Origin of the sequence: Pseudomonas sp. MF7453, assembly GCF_016405455.1 — a bacterium.
GTDB classification, from domain to species: domain Bacteria; phylum Pseudomonadota; class Gammaproteobacteria; order Pseudomonadales; family Pseudomonadaceae; genus Aquipseudomonas; species Aquipseudomonas paralactis.
Genome location: NZ_JAEKCN010000003.1, coordinates 182699 through 199136, shown reverse-complemented (window position 1 = coordinate 199136; position 16438 = coordinate 182699). Strand labels below are relative to the sequence as shown.

Genomic DNA, 16438 nt, shown 5'->3' with positions numbered 1-16438 from the left:
CTCTTCAACCAGCCCGCCGAGTGCGGGCTTTATTTCGCCTGAAGGAAAGCCATGACTGACCTCACTCTCGCTGGCAGTAAAGGCGGCGCGTCCAAGCCCCGTCCCTCCGTGGAGGCGCCAGACAGCCTGCAAAGTACGGCCTATGCCCGTATCCTCGATCTCGTCAGCGAAGGCGAGATTGTCGGTTTGAAAAACGATAAGCGCTCGGTGTTTCTCGACGAGACCCCGCTGGCCAACGCCGATGGCAGCCTCAACTTCAGTGGCGTGACCCTCGACACCCGCAATGGCAGCCAGGACCAGTCACATATCCCTGGCTTCCCGGCAGTGGAAAACGAAAGCCCGGTGTCGATCGAGCTGCGCAGCGATCAGCCCTGGACCAAGTCCTATTCCAACCTGCAACTGTCGGCGGTACGGGTTCGCCTGGCCGTGACGCGGCTGTCGCAGACCAACACCAGCAACGGCGACACCAACGGTTATACCGTGCAGTACGCCATCGACCTGTCCACCGACGGCGGTGCGTTTACAGAGGTGCTGGCCGCTGCGTTCAGCGGTAAAACCACCACCAAGTACGAACGTTCCCACCGCGTTGACTTGCCCCCAGCCAAAGTGGGCTGGGCCCTGCGCGTGCGGCGTATTACACCCAACTCCACCAGTGGTGCGATTGCCGATACCACCACCGTGGAGTCGTCCACCGAGGTGATTGACGCCAAGCTGCGCTACCCGGGCTCGGCGCTGATCGGCCTGCAATTCGATGCCGCACAATTTCAGTCGATCCCCTCGCGCTCTTTCGAACTGCGCGGGCGCATCATCAAGGTGCCAAGTAACTACGATCCGCAAACCCGCACCTACAGCGGGGTATGGGACGGCACGTTCAAATCGGCCTGGACCGACAACCCGGCCTGGATTTACTACGATCTGCTGTTGCACCAACGCTATGGCCTGGGCCACCTGCTCAACGCCGGCCAAGTGGATAAGTGGGAGCTTTACCGCATCGGCCAGTACTGCGACCAGCCGGTGTCCGACGGCAAGGGCGGCACCGAACCGCGCTTCACCTGCAACCTGTACCTGTCGGTGCGTGCCGATGCATTGAAGGTGCTGCAAGACCTGGCGACTACCTTTCGGGGCATGGCCTATTGGGGCGCGGGTTCCGTGATGGCGGTGGCGGATATGCCGGAAGACCCGGTCTACACCTACTCCAACGCCAACGTGATCGGCGGCCAGTTCATCTACGGCGGTTCGGCGAAAAAGACCCGCTACACCGTCGCCCTGGTCAGTTGGAATGACCCGACGGATTTCTATCGCCAGAAGGTGCAGTACGTCGACGACGCCGAAGGCATCGCGCGCTACGGCATCCAGCAAACCGAAATCAGCGCCACCGGTTGCACGTCGCAAGCCCAAGCCCAGCGCATCGGCAAATGGGCGTTGCTGACCAACCGCCTGGAAACCGAAAGCGTGACCTTCGCGGTCGGCCTCGACGGCACCCTGGCGCGCCCCGGCCAGATCATCCGCGTGGCCGACAATGACCGCGCCGGCCGCCGCATTGGCGGGCGCCTGCGTGCCGCCACTCTCGACACCCTGACCCTGGATGCTGAGGTCACCGCCACTGCCGGCGACACCATCACCCTGGTGATGCCCAACGGCAAGGCGGTGTCCCGAGCGGTAAAATCCGTCAGCGCCGCAGGTGCGGATGAGCAGTTGGTAGTGCTGCAAACCAGGCTCGACGAACTCCCGCCGGCCCAATCGATCTGGGCTATCGATTCGGCGACCCTGGCTTTGCAACAGTTCCGCGTGCTGTCGATTTCCGAAGACTTTTCGGATGACGAAATCAAATACAGCCTCAGCGCGGTCAAGCACGTACCGAGCAAATTTGCCGCCATCGACAACGGCGCCAAAATCGACAGCCCGCCGATCACCGTGATCCCGCCGAGCGTGCAAGCAGCACCGACCGGCGTGACGGTCAGCAATGACCATTTCGTCGAGCAAGGCAGCGCGGTCAATGTCATGACCATCGAGTGGCAGCGAGTGGCAGCGAGTGGCCAATGCCATTGCGTACGAGGCTTACTGGCGCAAGAACGACGGTGAATGGGTCTACGCAGGCCGCACGGGCGGCAGTTCTATCGAGGTGTCCGGCATTTATGCCGGGCGTTATGTGGCCAAGGTGCGGGCGATCAACGCGCTGGATATCGGCTCCCTGTATAGCGAGTCCGTGGAAACCGTCCTTAACGGCAAGACCACACTGCCGCCGACCGTGGCCGCGCTGACGACGGAGTCGTTGGTGTTTGCGATCAAGGTGAAATGGCAGATTCCGCAGGGAGTGAGCACGGCGGATTTGCAGCGTACGGAAATCTGGTACGGGAAGACCGCTGATCTGGCGATGGCAACCAAGCTGGGGGATTACGCCTATCCGCAGACTGATTTGACCATGATGGGGCTGGCGGCGGGGACGTCGTTGTTCTTCTGGGCACGGTTGGTGGATCGCACGGGCAATATCGGGCCGTGGTTTCCAAGCGGGTCGGGCGTCAACGGGCAAGCGAGTTCGGATGCTTCGCCGATTCTGGATCTGATCGCAGGGCAAATCAGCGAGACGGAACTGGGCAAGCACTTGCTCGACCGTATCGAGTTGATTGATGGATCGGGCGCGGGTTCGGTCAACGACCGATTGGACAATACCCGTAAAGAACTGCAAGCACTGGTTGATCAAGTGACGGATGCGTTGCTGTATGACGCGGCCAGGGCATATGCCAGTGGCGAGTTTGTACGCCAGGAAAATCATCTTTACCAGGCTATCCAGACAGTACCGGCTAACAGCCCGCCGCCTAACGCGGCTTATTGGCTCGACATTGGCTCCCTGGTGCAAACCAGCAATGCACTGGCGTTGCAGATCCAGCAGAACAAAACAGCGATTGAGACGGTGGACGGCAAGGTTACCAGCACCGCCCAGAAAACCGACGGGGTTTATGCTCAGGTCAATCCGAAGATGGCAGGTGATGAGCAAACCTCATTTGCGGGTGATGACGTTTCCATGGCTGGTACTTGGTCGGTGATGTCTGCGATTGCCGAAGGTGATATTGCCCAGGCGATTAAGACGGATGCGTTGGAGGTCAGGGTTAATCAGAACCGAGCCAGTATCACCAGCGTAGATAGCGCTTCTGCTTCCCGGGATGAAGCCCTTGCCCAGCGGGTTACGCGGCTGGATGCAAAGGTCAATAACAACTCGGCATCGATTGATACGCGACTAACGACGTTGGCCACTGCGGATAAAACGCTGGCCCAAAGCATTGAAACGGTACAGACCAAAGTTAACCAACAGTCAGTGAGTATCCAGACCAATGCCTCGGCGATTGCGGATACCAATGGGAAGTTGGCGGCGAATTGGTCAGTGCGGATGCAAGTTGCTGCGGGTGGTGGTTATAAGTTCGCCGGTATTGGGTTGGGCATCGAGAATGGTCCAGGTGGGTTGCAAAGTCAGTTTCTGATTTCGGCGGATCAGTTTGCGATTTATAACGAAAATACGCCGGGTAAGCCTTCGACACCGTTCGCAGTCAGGGGAACTGAGACATTTATCGATAGTGCATTTATTCAGAACGGCACGATCACTAACGCCAAAATTGGTCAGGTTATTCAGTCCAATGACTATCAACCGGGTGTCCGTGGTTGGAAGCTTGACAAGGCGGGTGGGTTGGAACTTAACGGGGTAGGTGGCGGTGGCCGGATGACCATCAGCAATCAATTGGTTCAAGTGTTTGATGCTAACCAGGTATTGCGTGTTCGATTCGGGATCTGGGGTTAATCACCAACCCATCAACAGGAGAGAGGCTATGGCAGCAGGATTTCAAGCGTTCAATGCACAGGGCGAAGTGCTGGTCGATGTAAACACTCGGCTTGCTCGAGTGATTGGTAGAATAAGCAGCGGCACTGGATCAGGTTCGTTGATGGTCGATGCATTCGCTCAAGGTCGTCCTTGGTATATGGTCACACTCGAGGCAGGCATCAATGTTACTGATGGGCCCCAATGCCGTATTTCACAGAACACCTTGATGTGGAGTGCCTCTGTCAATCCAGGGCTTATCACTTACGGTATTTCATGATGGCTATTGGTTTTCAAGTTTTAAACGATGACCGCAGCGTACTCCTTGATCAAAACTTTAAAACTTACGGTTTTGTGAGTAAGACAACTCAGGTGAGTACTGCCACCAGCAGCAACCCGGCATGGGGGCAGTACTTGGATGTCTGGATACCGGATGCCGAGGAAATTGTGGCTGTACGCGCCCAGAACGAAGCTCACTCAGTGTGCCTGGCGAATGTATCGCGCAGTGGAGGTGGTTACATCCAGCGTTACGTCACCGATGGTTCAACGATCGTCAACCTGGACGTTTATCGTTTCCGGCCGGGCGTGTCTGCGGGAGGAGCCTTTGGCATGCAGATATTCAATGACCATGGCGAGTTGGTGTATGACGCGACGACGCCTCAGTTAATTGTAAGAGACGTATTGGTAGGGACGGATAATTTTGAGGCGGTGGTCGGCGATCATAATTATGAGACAGGCAAGAAATATGCAGTTGTGTTTGGAGGTCGATGTGGGCGAAGTTGGCGCACCACGCAATTTACGGGTGGCGGTGGGAACTTCAGGATTAATGAATATGCGAGCACTAACTTCTTCACTCATGGTCCAGGTAAAATAAATTTTAAGGTCAAATATTATTATTACTATGGGTATACCAAGCAGCATCAGGTGAAAGAGTTCAATTATAGAGCTGAAGCCTACAGCTACCTCGTAGTCGATGTGAGCGGGATATGACTGCAAGTGATAATAAGATAAGGAACTTGCTGAGGTTGAAATGGATTTTCAATTTGGAGGTTAAGGATGTCTCGACAAGAAATTGATCTCGGTACGCGCCCCAGTGGGGTAGGTGGTGATACGCCCCGCAGTGCCATGATCAAGATAAACGCAATGACCAACGAGTTGTACAAAGGCGATGCACTGGCAAAAGCCAGTGGTTGGGGAGGGAATGTCCCCTTTGCTATGCAACCCACCGACAGCGCTGATGGTCTGCCCGTGATAAATGGGCTGTTCATGTTCGGCAATGGTGGTGTCTCTCTGCCATACCCTTACGTATTCATCATTCAGGTGCTCTCGGGATCGGGTGGATATGTGCGGCAAGTTGCCTATAGCCTTTTAGAGAACGTGACCTGGGAACGTCAGTTTTTGCAAGGAGCCGCTGCGGGCAAAGCCTGGACGCAAGTTATCAAGGCAGGCGATTTTGGCGTAGGCGGTGTGGTCAAGATACTCACCACCAGTGCGGACGCAGTGGCGGCCACCGGCGAGTACTACGGCAACAATATTCCCGGCCCCAATGGCCCCAACAGCTATGGCTTTTTGTCGCACAAATATTTGTCGGCTGTGTACTCCACTCAGGAGTGGGTCAACCCCGACACCACGAACACCGCGTTCAGGCGAGTCAACGCCAACGGCACATGGACACCATGGGCGCGCCTGTACACAGGTGCCAATGCCGAGGGCGATCCGGTATCGGGTGTCGGGTTGATGAGTAAAGCAGTGGTAGGCGGCTGGAACATCAGTAAGTACATCAACGGCCAGATTTGCATTCAGGGCTATAGTCCGGTCAGTGCGGTATTGCCACCTAATCAGCCTACGGTGGTGACGGTTGCTTTGCCGGTGGCAATCGTATTGGGCAGTGGCAGCGTTTATGTAAATCCGCAGCCTCAGATGACTTATGAACATTTCGGCGCGTTGAACTGCTACGTCAACGGGACCAGTGCGGTGGACATCATCATCAGAAATGGCTCGACCGCTCAAAGTTTCCAAAACGCCGTGACCGTATGGGGAGCCTGGAAATGATCAGGATCAAACTGTTTCCCTTCTTGACGGATGAGCCGCTGAAGGTCTCTGTGCGCGATGAAGTGATCACGGTCAATGGCCGGGATTTTGATCTTTCGGTCATCCCGAATGGTTATCGCCTTCTCGCCAGCGCAATGGGCAGTGACTGCTTCGTAGATGAGATTGTACGAATCCATGGCGACCTGACCCTCACGCTTAAATTGCCGGTCAAGTGGGATGATCCGCCGTCACTGCGCAACCCGGTTGAGCCTACGATCATTGAGGTGAGCTCCAATGGGCCAGTTGAAATACCCACCTCTGCAATAACTGAAGAACGTTCAGCACCCTCCCAGGAAGAGGTGATCCATGATTGATGTCAGCCAATTGCAAAAAATAAAGAGCGCCCAGGAGCTGGAGGAGGATCTCGCCCTTGATCAGGCCCATGGCTACCTCAGGGACAGTGACTGGTATGCGTTTGCGCAGATGGAGGAAGGCACCCCGATGCCTGCGGATATCAAAGCCGCTCGCAATGCGGCACGCGCCACGATCTACAGGCTTGCTGAAAAACGCCTGCCCTGAAAAATGCGCAGACATCCCGTACCCGCTTTTTAGCGGGTCTTTTATTGCCCGACTATGGAGAGTCCCCATGGCACGACAGGAAATCAATATTGGTGCGGCACCCACTGGCGTCGGCGGCGACACACCGCGTAGCGCCAGTATCAAGATCAACGCAATGACCCAGGAGCTGTTTGCCCGCCAGGCTCAGTTGGGCACGGCAGCCACTCAAAACGTAGTGACGGGCAGCGACGACTTCACCCCGGGGCGGGTGTCAATGATGGGTCATGCGGGTTGGGGTAGTACTCCGATTTCGAGATCGCCCACCGACGATGCTAACGAGTTGCCTCGAGTCAGTGGTCTGTTTCAATTCGGCAATGGCGGTATCAACCTGCCTAACCCGTTCGTACAGATTCTGCAGATAGCCAACTCCGGCGGCTACGTCTGGCAAACCGCGAAGGCTATGCTTGATGAGTCGGTTTATATGCGAGGTCGACGTGGGGATGGTGCTTGGTCCCCGTGGCGGGCTGACATCAATTCATCGTTGTTTGCGATCGGGATCGGGCAAGGTGCTTCGACCGGAGAACTGATGGGGCTGTCGGCTGCACAAACCGCATCCCCAAATAAAGCCAATACGGGCCTGTACAGTTATTACGGTCACCCGGATGGCGTACCGGGGTTTGGTGCAATCAGTGTGCTCTCTCAAGCCTGGGGCCATGACCCGCAGTGGCGTGCGCAGTTGTCGATGGCGGTATCGGGGGATGGTATTCACTTCCGCCAGTTCAGCGTCAACCCAGGCGCGGCGGCACCCAACTGGCGCAGCATTCTTCATAACGGTAACGCGATTTCCGGGGTGCTCAACGCTGGCCCTTCGGGTGCTTTGCCAATTAATTCCGGGCTGATCGAACGTGGCGGTGCGCTCGATAATTGGTACTTCCGCTTTGCCGGCGGTTTGCAAATCTGTCAGCAGCGCTTCACCGGCTACACCGCTGGTGTCACGCGCAACGTTGCATGGCTGGCGGCTTTCGCGGACACGCCTGTGGCGGTGTTCCCCAACATTTACCCGTCGATTGACTGGGACATGTCGGCCAGGTGCTACGGCAATAGTGGCTCCTACTTTTTTATGTCCGACCGGACGCTGAACAATATCGTGACAGTGACGGCAATCGGGAGATGGCACGCATGATTATTCACCATGTTCCTTTTCGGCCTCTTGGCATCGCGACTCCCACGACAGCCTTTGTCGAAGGTGAAACATTGATCCTGAATGACCAAAGGATTGACCTTTCGCAGATCCCTGACGGAATGACCCTGCCGATGTCCGCCATCGGGCATGAATTGTTCGCAGGGCCCGTCACCCGTCGTAATGGCGAGATCGAATTGACCTTGAAGCTGGCCGTCAACGCGGGGGCGCCAGCTTATATGTGGCAGAACGGCAGGCTCCAGGTATCCGCCGGGCCGGTTCCCTTTCCGGTCGAGCCGATTGATCCGCCCAATCACTCAGCCAAACCCGTGGAGGACTTGAGCGATGTTTGATTTGTCGAAGCTTGAAAAAAACCAGACCCCCCAAGACCTCCAGGCACAGGCGGACTCCCGTGAGGCCCTTGCTTATCTGGCGTCTACCGACTGGTACAGCTTGCGGTACCTCGAAGAGAACACGCCCGTGCCCGAAGCGATTCTGGCTGCCAGAGCGGTGGCCCGTGGCAAGGTCATCCCATGACACTCGCGCAACTTCAGCAAGTCTTCCCACGCGCCCGCTCTCTAGCGGGCGTTTTCATATCCTCACTCAACTTGGCAATGCTGAATCGGCAAATCAACACTCCCCAACGCGCCGCAGCCTTCCTTGCTCAAATCGGTCACGAGTCGGGTGAACTGCACTACGTGCGCGAACTGGGCAGTGATCAATACCTGACCAAGTACGACACCGGCAGCTTGGCCGCGCGCCTGGGCAACACCCCCGAAGCGGACGGAGATGGACAAAAGTATCGTGGCAGAGGGCTCATCCAGATAACTGGCCGCCGTAATTACCTTGCGTGCAGCCAGGCATTGTTCGCCGATGATCGCCTGTTGCTCCAGCCACAATTGCTGGAGCAACCGCAATGGGCCTGCGAATCCGCCGCCTGGTTCTGGCAAAGCAACGGCCTCAACGAGCTCGCCGACAAAGGCCAGTTCACCACCATCACCCGCCGCATCAACGGTGGCCTTAACGGTCTGGACGACCGTTTGCAATTATGGGCCCGGGCGAAGGCGGTGTTATGCGCTTCCTAGGCGCGTTTCGCTTGATCGGTGTGTGCTTGCTCATGGCGTTGGTCTGGCAGGTACAAGCGTGGCGATACGGTGCGCGTATTGAGTTGCAATCGGTCGCCCATGCCCAGGCTCTGAGTCGACAAAGCCAGGCAGCCCTGGAGCGTCAACAGGCCGAACAAACCAAACGCCTGGCTCTTGAGCAACAGCTCAACGCCAGCGACCAGCAACACACCCAGGAATTAAGCGATGCCCAACGCAACCAAGCGGCTCTGCGCGATCGCCTGGCCACTGCTGATGTGCGGCTGTCAGTCCTTCTCGACACCACCGCCACTGGCTGTACAGTGCCAGCCACCTCCACCCCCGGCGGCGTGGTTCATGCAGCCCCGCGAGCCCGACTTGACCCGGCGCATGCTCAACGAATTATCCGCATCACCGACGACGGCGACAGCGCCCTGATCGCCTTGCGTGCTTGCCAGGCCTATGTGCAGGCCGTCGCGCGTTAGTCTCTTGATGCACTCTGTATCTTGCATGGCCGATAGGCTCCTGTAGGGTAGGCGAACCCCCGCCCACTCCTGGAGACGACTGTGAAGGAAATCACTCAACTGGCTGCCGAACTGGGTCGCCGTTTGCAGGTGCTCAGTGCTCACGTGACCACTGCCGAGTCCTGTACCGGCGGCGGCATTGCCGAAGCCATCACGCGAATTCCGGGCAGCTCGGCCTGGTTCGAGGCGGGCTATGTCACCTATTCCAACCGGCAGAAGACCCGACAGTTGAATGTGCCGGAAAAACTGTTCGTCAAGGTCGGGGCTGTCAGCCAGGAAGTGGTGGAGGCGATGGCCCGCGGTGCGCAGGAAAAAAGCCTGGCGCGATTTGCCGTGGCGGTCAGCGGTGTGGCCGGCCCCGATGGCGGCTCGCCGGACAAGCCGGTGGGCACCGTTTGGCTGGCCTTTGCGGTGGGCGATGAGGTGACCGCCGAGCTTGCGCACTTCTCCGGCAACCGCGACGAGGTCCGCCGACAAACGGTGAAAGCCGCGCTGGAGGGCTTGTTGCGACGAGCTGCAGCAGAAATAGACAATCAGGGGTAGGCGATCACCGATCTTTGTGGAACAATACTGTCTACTTATACAGGTGTTGGCCGTCAGGCCTTATTGATTACGTGAGGACTTTAATGGACGACAACAAGAAGAAAGCCTTGGCTGCGGCCCTGGGTCAGATCGAACGTCAATTCGGCAAGGGTGCCGTAATGCGTATGGGCGATCACGACCGTCAGGCGATCCCGGCTATTTCCACTGGCTCTCTGGGTCTGGACATCGCACTCGGCATTGGCGGCCTGCCAAAAGGCCGTATCGTTGAAATCTACGGTCCTGAATCTTCCGGTAAAACCACCCTGACCCTGTCGGTGATTGCCCAGGCGCAAAAGATGGGCGCCACCTGCGCGTTCGTCGACGCCGAGCACGCCCTGGATCCTGAGTACGCCGGCAAGCTGGGCGTCAACGTCGACGACCTGCTGGTTTCCCAGCCGGACACCGGCGAGCAAGCTCTGGAAATCACCGACATGCTGGTGCGCTCCAACGCCATCGACGTGATCGTGGTCGACTCCGTGGCTGCCCTGGTACCCAAGGCTGAAATCGAAGGCGAAATGGGCGACATGCACGTGGGCCTGCAAGCCCGCCTGATGTCCCAGGCGCTGCGTAAAATTACCGGTAACATCAAGAACGCCAACTGCCTGGTGATCTTCATCAACCAGATCCGTATGAAGATCGGCGTGATGTTCGGCAGCCCGGAAACCACCACCGGTGGTAACGCGCTGAAGTTCTACGCTTCGGTCCGTCTGGATATCCGTCGTACTGGCGCGGTGAAGGAAGGTGACGAGGTTGTCGGTAGCGAAACCCGCGTCAAGGTCGTGAAGAACAAAGTGGCCCCGCCATTCCGTCAGGCTGAGTTCCAGATTCTCTACGGCAAGGGTATCTACCTGAACGGCGAGATGATCGACCTGGGCGTACTGCACGGTTTTGTCGAGAAGTCCGGTGCCTGGTATGCCTACAACGGCAGCAAGATCGGTCAGGGCAAGGCCAACTCGGCCAAGTTCCTGGCGGACAATCCGGATATCGCTGCCACGCTTGAGAAGCAGATCCGCGACAAGCTGCTGACCGCAGCGCCGGACGTGAAAGCGGCTGCCAACCGCGAGCCGGTAGATGAAATGGAAGAAGCCGATACTGACGTCTGAAGTAAACGATGACTGTTGTACTGGATACACTCGTCGCCGTTCGGCGCACTGCGATGGACCTGCTCGCTCGCCGCGAGCATGGCCGAGTCGAGCTGACGCGTAAGTTGCGTCAGCGCGGCGCAGAGCCTGAGATGATCGAAACAGCCCTCGACCGTTTGACGGAAGAGGGGCTGTTGTCGGAAGCCCGTTACCTTGAAAGTTTTGTGTCCTACCGAGCGCGCTCCGGTTATGGCCCTGCGCGAATTCGTGAAGAACTGAGCCAGCGTGGCCTGCAACGTGCCGATATTGATCTTGCCCTGCGTGAGTGCGGTATCAGCTGGCAGTCTCAATTGGAAGACACCTGGCGCCGCAAGTTTGCGGGGCATCTTCCGATTGATGCCAGGGAGCGTGCGAAACAAGGTCGCTTCCTGAGCTATCGCGGGTTTTCGATGGACATGATCAGTCGCTTGTTAAGCGGTCGGGATATGGACGACTGAACGCCCCAAAACGAAAGGCCCACTATGAAAATAGTGGGCCTTTTTTTTCGCCTGCAAAAAACTACGCCGGCAGTGACGTCACGCGTTGCTGCGTCTCGCCTTGGGCCTGTGCCCAGTTTTCCGGCAGGTTGATGTAATCCACCAACTCCCGCAGCCGCCCCTGGTCGCGGCCATTGAAGTTGAACACCAGGCGGGTCAAGTGGCTGAACCTGGGTTCGTCATGGTCTTCGCCCGTATAGGCGAGTTGTTGAAATTCGCCACTGAGCCGCAGGCTGGCGAACTCTTGCTGCAAATGGGCCAGGGCGCGTTCACTGAGAGGATGGTTCATGCGCACCACAAACTCACGTTTCAGCCAACGGGTGGAGTGGAAGTTGGCATAGAACTGGTTGATTTCATCCACGGCTTCTTCGGCGCTGTAGACCAAACGTATCAGCTTGAGGTCGGTGGGCAGGATATAGCGGTTGGCCTCCAACTGGCTGCGGATAAAGTCCAGGGCGCCTTGCCAGAACCCACCGCCCGGTGCATCCAGTAATACTACTGGCACCAGCGGGCTCTTGCCTGTCTGGATCAGGGTCAGTACTTCCAGCGCTTCGTCCAGAGTGCCGAAACCGCCAGGGCACAACACCAGCGCGTCGGCTTCCTTGACGAAGAACAGCTTGCGGGTAAAGAAAAAGTGGAATGACAGCAGGTTTTCGGTGCCATCGATGGTGGGGTTGGCGTGTTGTTCAAAGGGCAGGGTGATATTGAACCCCAAGCTATGTGCCAGCCCTGCGCCTTCGTGGGCTGCCGCCATGATGCCGCCGCCGCCGCCAGTGATCACCATCAGGTCGGAGCGCGCCAACGCGGCACCCACCTCTCGGGCCAGCGCATACAGTGGGCTTTCCACAGGGGTACGTGCCGAGCCGAACACCGTCACCTTGCGTCGGCCCTTGAATTGTTCGAGTACGCGAAAGGCATGGTCCAACTCGCGAATGGCGCGCAGGGTGATCTTGGCGTTCCAGCGATCACGGTCGTCCTGAGCCATGCGCAGAACGGTGAGGATCATGTCGCGATACAGGGGGATATTCGGGCTGTTGGGAGCGATCAGCTGGATTTGTGCGTCGACCTGCTGCGTGAGGTCGGTCCCGTTTTCTTCAAAGTGACGAAGCAACTGGTCATTGGATTCATAAGGCATTCAACTTCTCCTTCTTTACAGGGCCTGGATAGTCGACGAGAGCGTCGTCGGGGGCCACGACACTGCATGTGTCGTTGCATGCCACAGGAGGGCAGGCCTCTTTTGCCCTGAAAGTGTTACAGAACAGCATTGAAATAGCTGTGGGCGGGCGTATGGAATGGCTTGATCATGGGCCGAAAAACCCTTGGCTGGCAACCGCTTATTGGTTACACATCAGAGCGTTCAGTCGTTGGCAGAAAACGGATCCAGGGATTGCGCGCCGCTGGACAGCCGCGCGCGAGGGGGCAGCAGCAATTACTTTTTCTTTTTTGCCGGAGCCGGGCAATCGGCTTCAACGAACTTGACCGACGCCACAGGGCGATTGGTCTTGTTCTCGGTGATTTCGTAGCGCATCACCGCACCCTTTGCCATCAATTCGCGGTAGCCAGGGTTGGTGCAAACACTGCGTCCGAGCTGGAAATACACAGCCTTGGGGTTGGCGCGCATTTGTTCGGCACGATCAGACTGAACGCTGAGGTGATCGATCAGTTGCATACCTTCAACCGTGTAGGCCACTTCCAGAGTCTTTTCGTCGATTTCCCGGGGCAGGTCCTTGTTGCTTTCGGCCGCGACGCTTTGCAGCTTCTTGTTCATTTGAGCCTCCAGCAGCGAGGCCGCGTGGGCGCCCATAGGCAAAACCAGCGCAAGGGCGACGGATGGGGCAACAAGGCGCAGCATGGAACGCAGCATGGAAATCTCCTGATTCGGTTACTGGTGCATAGACCAGCCACTGCGCTGTGCGTTCAGTGGCGCGCAATTATAGGTGAGCCCTTGCCACTACAGCCAGGCGTATCGCTGGTAAACTGCGGGACTTCTGTTTTTCACGAGTTTCTCCCGTGTCGATTTCCTTTTCTTCGCCGCGTGCTCGATGAGCCACGCCGTTTCTCGTTTGCGTGCCCAGCGTCTGGCGCGTGCCGTCAGGCCGTTTCTCAATCGGGGTTCCCGCGCTGAGCGCTGTGCCGGTTGTCGGGTCATTCCTGAGTACTGTTTGTGCGCCTGGCGGCCCCAGGTACAAGCCAAGTCAGCCATGTGCCTGTTGATGCATGACGTTGAGCCGATGAAACCCAGCAACACCGGCTGGCTGATCGCCGATGTCATACACGACACCACCGCATTCGCCTGGTCGCGTACCGAAGTCGACCCTGATTTGCTCAGGTTGTTGGCCGATCCACAGTGGCAGCCCTATATTGTATTTCCCGGTGAATTCGTGGCGCCACAACGGGTGGTCAGTGAAGTCCGCGCAGGGGAGGGCAAGCGCCCACTGTTTATCTTGCTGGACGGCACCTGGAGCGAAGCGCGCAAGATGTTTCGCAAAAGCCCTTATCTGGAGCATCTGCCGGTCCTGAGCCTGGCGCCCGAGCAGTTGTCTCGCTACAAACTGCGCCGTTCCAAACGTGATGACCATTTCTGTACCGCCGAGGTGGCGGCGTTGTGCCTGGAATTGGCTGATGACTTGGCGGCCAGCGAAGTGCTGGATGCCTACCTCGATGTATTCAGCACCCACTACCTGGCTGCCAAGTTTCAAATGCCGCTGGATCCGACGGACGCTGTGCATACTCGCCTCGCACCCTACATCCCGGCGGTATAACCAGACGACGTTTGCATGATGGCACCGTAAACCTGCAACCCGCTAAAATGCCCGCAGGCGTAGTGCTTGACCCTCCAGGCTACGCTGGTCATGCTGGGCGCCGATTGGGGCGCAACCGTGAATGCCTGACGTCGTTTCAAGTGCTTTTGACGTCGAGCAGGCCCTGTGGCGATAGCTGCCAGGCCGTCGCCTTGTGTATTGGTGAGCCCTGAACCATCAGGGCTCCCATAAAAAACAGGATCATTTAACCAATGGCCACATACGAAATCCTGATAGCCGATGACCATCCGCTGTTTCGCAGCGCTCTGCATCAGGCAGTCACCCTGGGGCTTGGCCCTGATGTTCGCCTGGTCGAAGTGGCCAGCATCGCTGAACTGGAAGCGCGCCTCACCGAAAAATCCGACTGGGACCTGGTATTGCTCGACCTGAACATGCCCGGCGCCTATGGATTTTCGGGGCTGGTACTGCTGCGCGGGCAATACCCGCAGATCCCGGTGGTCATGGTCTCGGCCCAGGAAGAAGCCGACGTAGTGGTCCGCTCCAAGGAGTTTGGCGCCAGCGGTTTCATTCCCAAGTCCAGCGCGATGGAAGACATTCAGAAAGCCGTGCGTGCGGTATTGGACGGCGATGTGTCGTGGCCACCCCAGGCGTTTGAACAAATCAATGTGTCCGACGAGGCCAAGGCCGCCCGTGATGGTCTGGCCAGCCTGACCCCCCAGCAGTTTCGGGTGCTGACCATGGTGTGTGAAGGTTTGCTGAACAAGCAGATTGCCTACGAATTGAACGTGTCGGAGGCGACCATCAAGGCCCACGTGACGGCGATTTTCCGTAAGCTCGGAGTGCGTACCCGGACCCAGGCGGCGTTGCTCTTGCAGCAACTTGAGTCAATTTCGCAACATTAAGTTACAGCCGCTTCACGCTTTTTTGACTTTGCGTGATCTAGCTTCCCCACTTCTTTGGTTCAGTTGCCTACATCTATGTCGCCTTTCAAGGGTCAAACCGGTATCAAACGTATCTTCAATGCTGGGGGCTATTCCCTGGATGGCCTGCGCGCAGCTTTCACCGGCGAGGCGGCGTTCCGTCAGTTGGTGTTGCTGAACGTCATCCTGATCCCGTTGAGCTTTTTCCTGCAGGTCAGCCGGGTTGAGCGCGCGTTGCTGATCGCGGTGTGCTTGCTGGCGTTGATCGTCGAATTGCTCAATTCTGCGGTAGAAGCGGCCATTGACCGCATTTCCCTGGACCGCCACCCCTTATCGAAAAACGCCAAGGACATGGGCAGCGCCGCGCAATTTGTGGCACTGACCATGATCACTCTGGTGTGGGCTGTGATCCTGATCTGACGATCAGGCGATACTCGGCAGTACGATTTCGTCGCTGCGCTGCACCCCGGCGGTGAAAGCGCGGCACAGTTCGAGAAATTCGCGCATCGCCGAGGTCTGGTACTTCTGCTTGTGCCAGATGAAGTAGAACTGCCGGGCCAGGTCCAGGTCCGGAGTTTCCACCGGCACCAGGCTGCCGCGGCGGAATGCGTCGCGTAGCGCCAGCCGCGAAATGCAGCCAATCCCCAACCCCGACTCCACAGCCCGCTTGATTGCCTCGGTATGTTCCAGCTCCAGGCGGATATTCAGCGCGCTGCGATGATGGCGCATGGCCTGGTCAAAGGTCAGGCGCGTGCCCGAACCTTGTTCGCGCAGGATCCACGCTTCGTGGGTCAGCTCATCCATGCTTGCCACGCCACGCTTGGCCAGATGATGCTGGGGCGCGCAAAACACCACCAACTCGTCTTCTACCCAGGTTTGCACTTCGATATCCGGGTGGCTGCAGTCACCTTCGATTAGACCCAGGTCAATTTCGTAGTGCGCCACCTGATGCACGATATGCGCAGTGTTCTGCACATGCAGTTTCACCTGGCTCTCGGGATGCTGCTGCATAAAGCTGCCAATCAGCAGCGTCGCCAGGTAATTGCCGATGGTCAGGGTGGCGCCGACTGCCAGGGAGCCGAAGCCGGATTTGCCGTTGAGCAGGTCTTCTATCTCCTTGGCCTGGTCCAGCAGCGCCACCGCTTGGGGTAGTAACTGATGGCCGAGGGCGTTGAGGCTCAGGCGTTTACCGGCGCGGTCGAATAATTGGCAGCTGGATTGACGCTCCAGCTCGGTAATCGACGTGCTGGCGGCGGATTGAGATAAGGCCAGAAGGCCAGCAGCGCGAGAGACGCTTTCCTGCTGGGCGACGGCGACGAAAACTTGCAGTTGACGGAGAGTAAATCGCATATCGATATAACCGATAACCCTTA

General features: G+C 57.7%; 21 protein-coding genes. 18 read left to right on the top strand and 3 right to left on the bottom strand.

The genetic code is table 11. The annotated features are described in order from the left end of the window. Positions 1 to 51 precede the first annotated feature (51 nt). From JFT63_RS29510 to recX, 15 genes are all read left to right on the top strand, one after another. Positions 52 to 2082 carry a host specificity protein J gene (locus JFT63_RS29510; protein ID WP_233102231.1) on the top strand — a complete coding sequence of 677 codons (2031 nt, stop codon included), beginning with the start codon at positions 52 to 54 and terminating at the stop codon, positions 2080 to 2082. Then, positions 2033 to 3790: a phage tail tip fiber protein gene (locus tag JFT63_RS29950; RefSeq protein WP_332875219.1), complete on the top strand. Its 1758-nt coding sequence runs from the start codon at positions 2033 to 2035 to the stop codon at positions 3788 to 3790. The genes JFT63_RS29510 and JFT63_RS29950 overlap by 50 nt, the downstream gene beginning before the upstream one ends. Before the next feature lie 28 nt (positions 3791 to 3818). Further along, complete coding sequence (locus JFT63_RS06765) at positions 3819 to 4088, top strand: hypothetical protein (RefSeq protein ID WP_157243908.1); 270 nt, start codon at positions 3819 to 3821, stop codon at positions 4086 to 4088. Next, positions 4088 to 4798 carry a hypothetical protein gene (locus JFT63_RS06760; RefSeq protein WP_157243907.1) on the top strand — a complete coding sequence of 237 codons (711 nt, stop codon included), beginning with the start codon at positions 4088 to 4090 and terminating at the stop codon, positions 4796 to 4798. Before JFT63_RS06765 ends, JFT63_RS06760 begins: the two co-directional genes overlap by 1 nt. A 66-nt stretch (positions 4799 to 4864) precedes the next feature. Next, positions 4865 to 5860 (top strand): pyocin knob domain-containing protein, encoded by a 996-nt coding sequence (locus JFT63_RS06755; protein WP_198843639.1) that lies wholly within the window; start codon positions 4865 to 4867, stop codon positions 5858 to 5860. Next, on the top strand, positions 5857 to 6213 hold the full coding sequence (locus JFT63_RS06750) for a hypothetical protein (protein ID WP_198843638.1): 357 nt from the start codon (positions 5857 to 5859) through the stop codon (positions 6211 to 6213). Before JFT63_RS06755 ends, JFT63_RS06750 begins: the two co-directional genes overlap by 4 nt. Then, a complete protein-coding gene (locus JFT63_RS06745; RefSeq protein ID WP_078802601.1) occupies positions 6206 to 6418 on the top strand; it encodes a hypothetical protein in 213 nt (70 codons plus the stop codon). Before JFT63_RS06750 ends, JFT63_RS06745 begins: the two co-directional genes overlap by 8 nt. A gap of 67 nt (positions 6419 to 6485) precedes the next feature. Then, complete coding sequence (locus tag JFT63_RS06740) at positions 6486 to 7580, top strand: hypothetical protein (RefSeq protein ID WP_198843637.1); 1095 nt, start codon at positions 6486 to 6488, stop codon at positions 7578 to 7580. Further along, positions 7577 to 7930 (top strand): hypothetical protein, encoded by a 354-nt coding sequence (locus JFT63_RS06735; RefSeq protein WP_057701366.1) that lies wholly within the window; start codon positions 7577 to 7579, stop codon positions 7928 to 7930. The genes JFT63_RS06740 and JFT63_RS06735 overlap by 4 nt, the downstream gene beginning before the upstream one ends. Continuing rightward, a complete protein-coding gene (locus tag JFT63_RS06730) occupies positions 7923 to 8114 on the top strand; it encodes a hypothetical protein (protein WP_057701365.1) in 192 nt (63 codons plus the stop codon). Before JFT63_RS06735 ends, JFT63_RS06730 begins: the two co-directional genes overlap by 8 nt. Continuing rightward, positions 8111 to 8662, top strand: a complete 552-nt coding sequence (locus JFT63_RS06725; RefSeq protein WP_057701364.1) for a glycoside hydrolase family 19 protein — start codon at positions 8111 to 8113, stop codon at positions 8660 to 8662. Before JFT63_RS06730 ends, JFT63_RS06725 begins: the two co-directional genes overlap by 4 nt. Next, positions 8650 to 9144, top strand: a complete 495-nt coding sequence (locus tag JFT63_RS06720; protein ID WP_057701363.1) for a lysis system i-spanin subunit Rz — start codon at positions 8650 to 8652, stop codon at positions 9142 to 9144. The genes JFT63_RS06725 and JFT63_RS06720 overlap by 13 nt, the downstream gene beginning before the upstream one ends. Positions 9145 to 9225: 81 nt before the next feature. After that, positions 9226 to 9726, top strand: coding sequence for a CinA family protein (locus JFT63_RS06715; RefSeq protein WP_198843636.1), 501 nt, complete (start codon positions 9226 to 9228; stop codon positions 9724 to 9726). An 83-nt stretch (positions 9727 to 9809) separates the two neighbouring features. Continuing rightward, a complete protein-coding gene (gene recA / locus JFT63_RS06710; protein ID WP_014717176.1) occupies positions 9810 to 10868 on the top strand; it encodes a recombinase RecA in 1059 nt (352 codons plus the stop codon). Between the two features lie 8 nt (positions 10869 to 10876). Next, positions 10877 to 11344: a recombination regulator RecX gene (recX, locus tag JFT63_RS06705; protein ID WP_034118389.1), complete on the top strand. Its 468-nt coding sequence runs from the start codon at positions 10877 to 10879 to the stop codon at positions 11342 to 11344. Between the two features lie 61 nt (positions 11345 to 11405). Here recX and JFT63_RS06700 read toward each other — a convergent pair whose 3' ends face one another. Together JFT63_RS06700 and JFT63_RS06695 are read right to left on the bottom strand one after the other, a co-directional pair. Beyond that, positions 11406 to 12518, bottom strand: coding sequence for a TIGR00730 family Rossman fold protein (locus tag JFT63_RS06700; protein ID WP_186559778.1), 1113 nt, complete (start codon positions 12516 to 12518; stop codon positions 11406 to 11408). A gap of 294 nt (positions 12519 to 12812) precedes the next feature. After that, on the bottom strand, positions 12813 to 13247 hold the full coding sequence (locus tag JFT63_RS06695) for a PA3611 family quorum-sensing-regulated virulence factor (RefSeq protein WP_198706786.1): 435 nt from the start codon (positions 13245 to 13247) through the stop codon (positions 12813 to 12815). A gap of 178 nt (positions 13248 to 13425) precedes the next feature. Here JFT63_RS06695 and JFT63_RS06690 point away from each other — a divergent pair, with 178 nt between their 5' ends. The 3 genes from JFT63_RS06690 (at position 13426) to JFT63_RS06680 (ending at position 15485) form a co-directional block, all read left to right on the top strand. After that, positions 13426 to 14145, top strand: coding sequence for a tRNA-uridine aminocarboxypropyltransferase (locus JFT63_RS06690; protein ID WP_057701360.1), 720 nt, complete (start codon positions 13426 to 13428; stop codon positions 14143 to 14145). 251 nt (positions 14146 to 14396) lie between these two features. After that, on the top strand, positions 14397 to 15047 hold the full coding sequence (erdR, locus tag JFT63_RS06685; protein ID WP_057701359.1) for a response regulator transcription factor ErdR: 651 nt from the start codon (positions 14397 to 14399) through the stop codon (positions 15045 to 15047). Positions 15048 to 15122: 75 nt separating this feature from the next. Beyond that, positions 15123 to 15485 (top strand): diacylglycerol kinase, encoded by a 363-nt coding sequence (locus JFT63_RS06680; protein ID WP_003189051.1) that lies wholly within the window; start codon positions 15123 to 15125, stop codon positions 15483 to 15485. A 3-nt stretch (positions 15486 to 15488) separates the two neighbouring features. Here the strand turns inward: JFT63_RS06680 and JFT63_RS06675 are convergent, their stop codons facing one another. After that, entirely contained in the window at positions 15489 to 16415 is a 927-nt protein-coding gene (locus tag JFT63_RS06675) for a LysR family transcriptional regulator (RefSeq protein WP_010212678.1), read from the bottom strand. Positions 16416 to 16438 lie beyond the last annotated feature (23 nt).

What these genes read in the sequence shown, in the direction of transcription:
- JFT63_RS06745 (WP_078802601.1), top strand. Translation starts at nt 6,206, where the DNA reads ATGATTGATGTCAGCCAATTGCAAAAAATAAAGAGCGCCCAGGAGCTG.
- JFT63_RS06690 (WP_057701360.1), top strand. Translation starts at nt 13,426, where the DNA reads ATGAGCCACGCCGTTTCTCGTTTGCGTGCCCAGCGTCTGGCGCGTGCC.
- recX (WP_034118389.1), top strand. Translation starts at nt 10,877, where the DNA reads ATGACTGTTGTACTGGATACACTCGTCGCCGTTCGGCGCACTGCGATG.
- JFT63_RS06675 (WP_010212678.1), bottom strand. Translation starts at nt 16,415, where the DNA reads ATGCGATTTACTCTCCGTCAACTGCAAGTTTTCGTCGCCGTCGCCCAG.
- JFT63_RS06725 (WP_057701364.1), top strand. Translation starts at nt 8,111, where the DNA reads ATGACACTCGCGCAACTTCAGCAAGTCTTCCCACGCGCCCGCTCTCTA.
- JFT63_RS06740 (WP_198843637.1), top strand. Translation starts at nt 6,486, where the DNA reads ATGGCACGACAGGAAATCAATATTGGTGCGGCACCCACTGGCGTCGGC.
- JFT63_RS06765 (WP_157243908.1), top strand. Translation starts at nt 3,819, where the DNA reads ATGGCAGCAGGATTTCAAGCGTTCAATGCACAGGGCGAAGTGCTGGTC.
- JFT63_RS29510 (WP_233102231.1), top strand. Translation starts at nt 52, where the DNA reads ATGACTGACCTCACTCTCGCTGGCAGTAAAGGCGGCGCGTCCAAGCCC.
- JFT63_RS06755 (WP_198843639.1), top strand. Translation starts at nt 4,865, where the DNA reads ATGTCTCGACAAGAAATTGATCTCGGTACGCGCCCCAGTGGGGTAGGT.
- JFT63_RS06720 (WP_057701363.1), top strand. Translation starts at nt 8,650, where the DNA reads ATGCGCTTCCTAGGCGCGTTTCGCTTGATCGGTGTGTGCTTGCTCATG.
- JFT63_RS06695 (WP_198706786.1), bottom strand. Translation starts at nt 13,247, where the DNA reads ATGCTGCGTTCCATGCTGCGCCTTGTTGCCCCATCCGTCGCCCTTGCG.
- recA (WP_014717176.1), top strand. Translation starts at nt 9,810, where the DNA reads ATGGACGACAACAAGAAGAAAGCCTTGGCTGCGGCCCTGGGTCAGATC.
- JFT63_RS06750 (WP_198843638.1), top strand. Translation starts at nt 5,857, where the DNA reads ATGATCAGGATCAAACTGTTTCCCTTCTTGACGGATGAGCCGCTGAAG.
- JFT63_RS06680 (WP_003189051.1), top strand. Translation starts at nt 15,123, where the DNA reads ATGTCGCCTTTCAAGGGTCAAACCGGTATCAAACGTATCTTCAATGCT.
- JFT63_RS06760 (WP_157243907.1), top strand. Translation starts at nt 4,088, where the DNA reads ATGGCTATTGGTTTTCAAGTTTTAAACGATGACCGCAGCGTACTCCTT.
- JFT63_RS06700 (WP_186559778.1), bottom strand. Translation starts at nt 12,518, where the DNA reads ATGCCTTATGAATCCAATGACCAGTTGCTTCGTCACTTTGAAGAAAAC.
- JFT63_RS06730 (WP_057701365.1), top strand. Translation starts at nt 7,923, where the DNA reads ATGTTTGATTTGTCGAAGCTTGAAAAAAACCAGACCCCCCAAGACCTC.
- JFT63_RS06735 (WP_057701366.1), top strand. Translation starts at nt 7,577, where the DNA reads ATGATTATTCACCATGTTCCTTTTCGGCCTCTTGGCATCGCGACTCCC.
- erdR (WP_057701359.1), top strand. Translation starts at nt 14,397, where the DNA reads ATGGCCACATACGAAATCCTGATAGCCGATGACCATCCGCTGTTTCGC.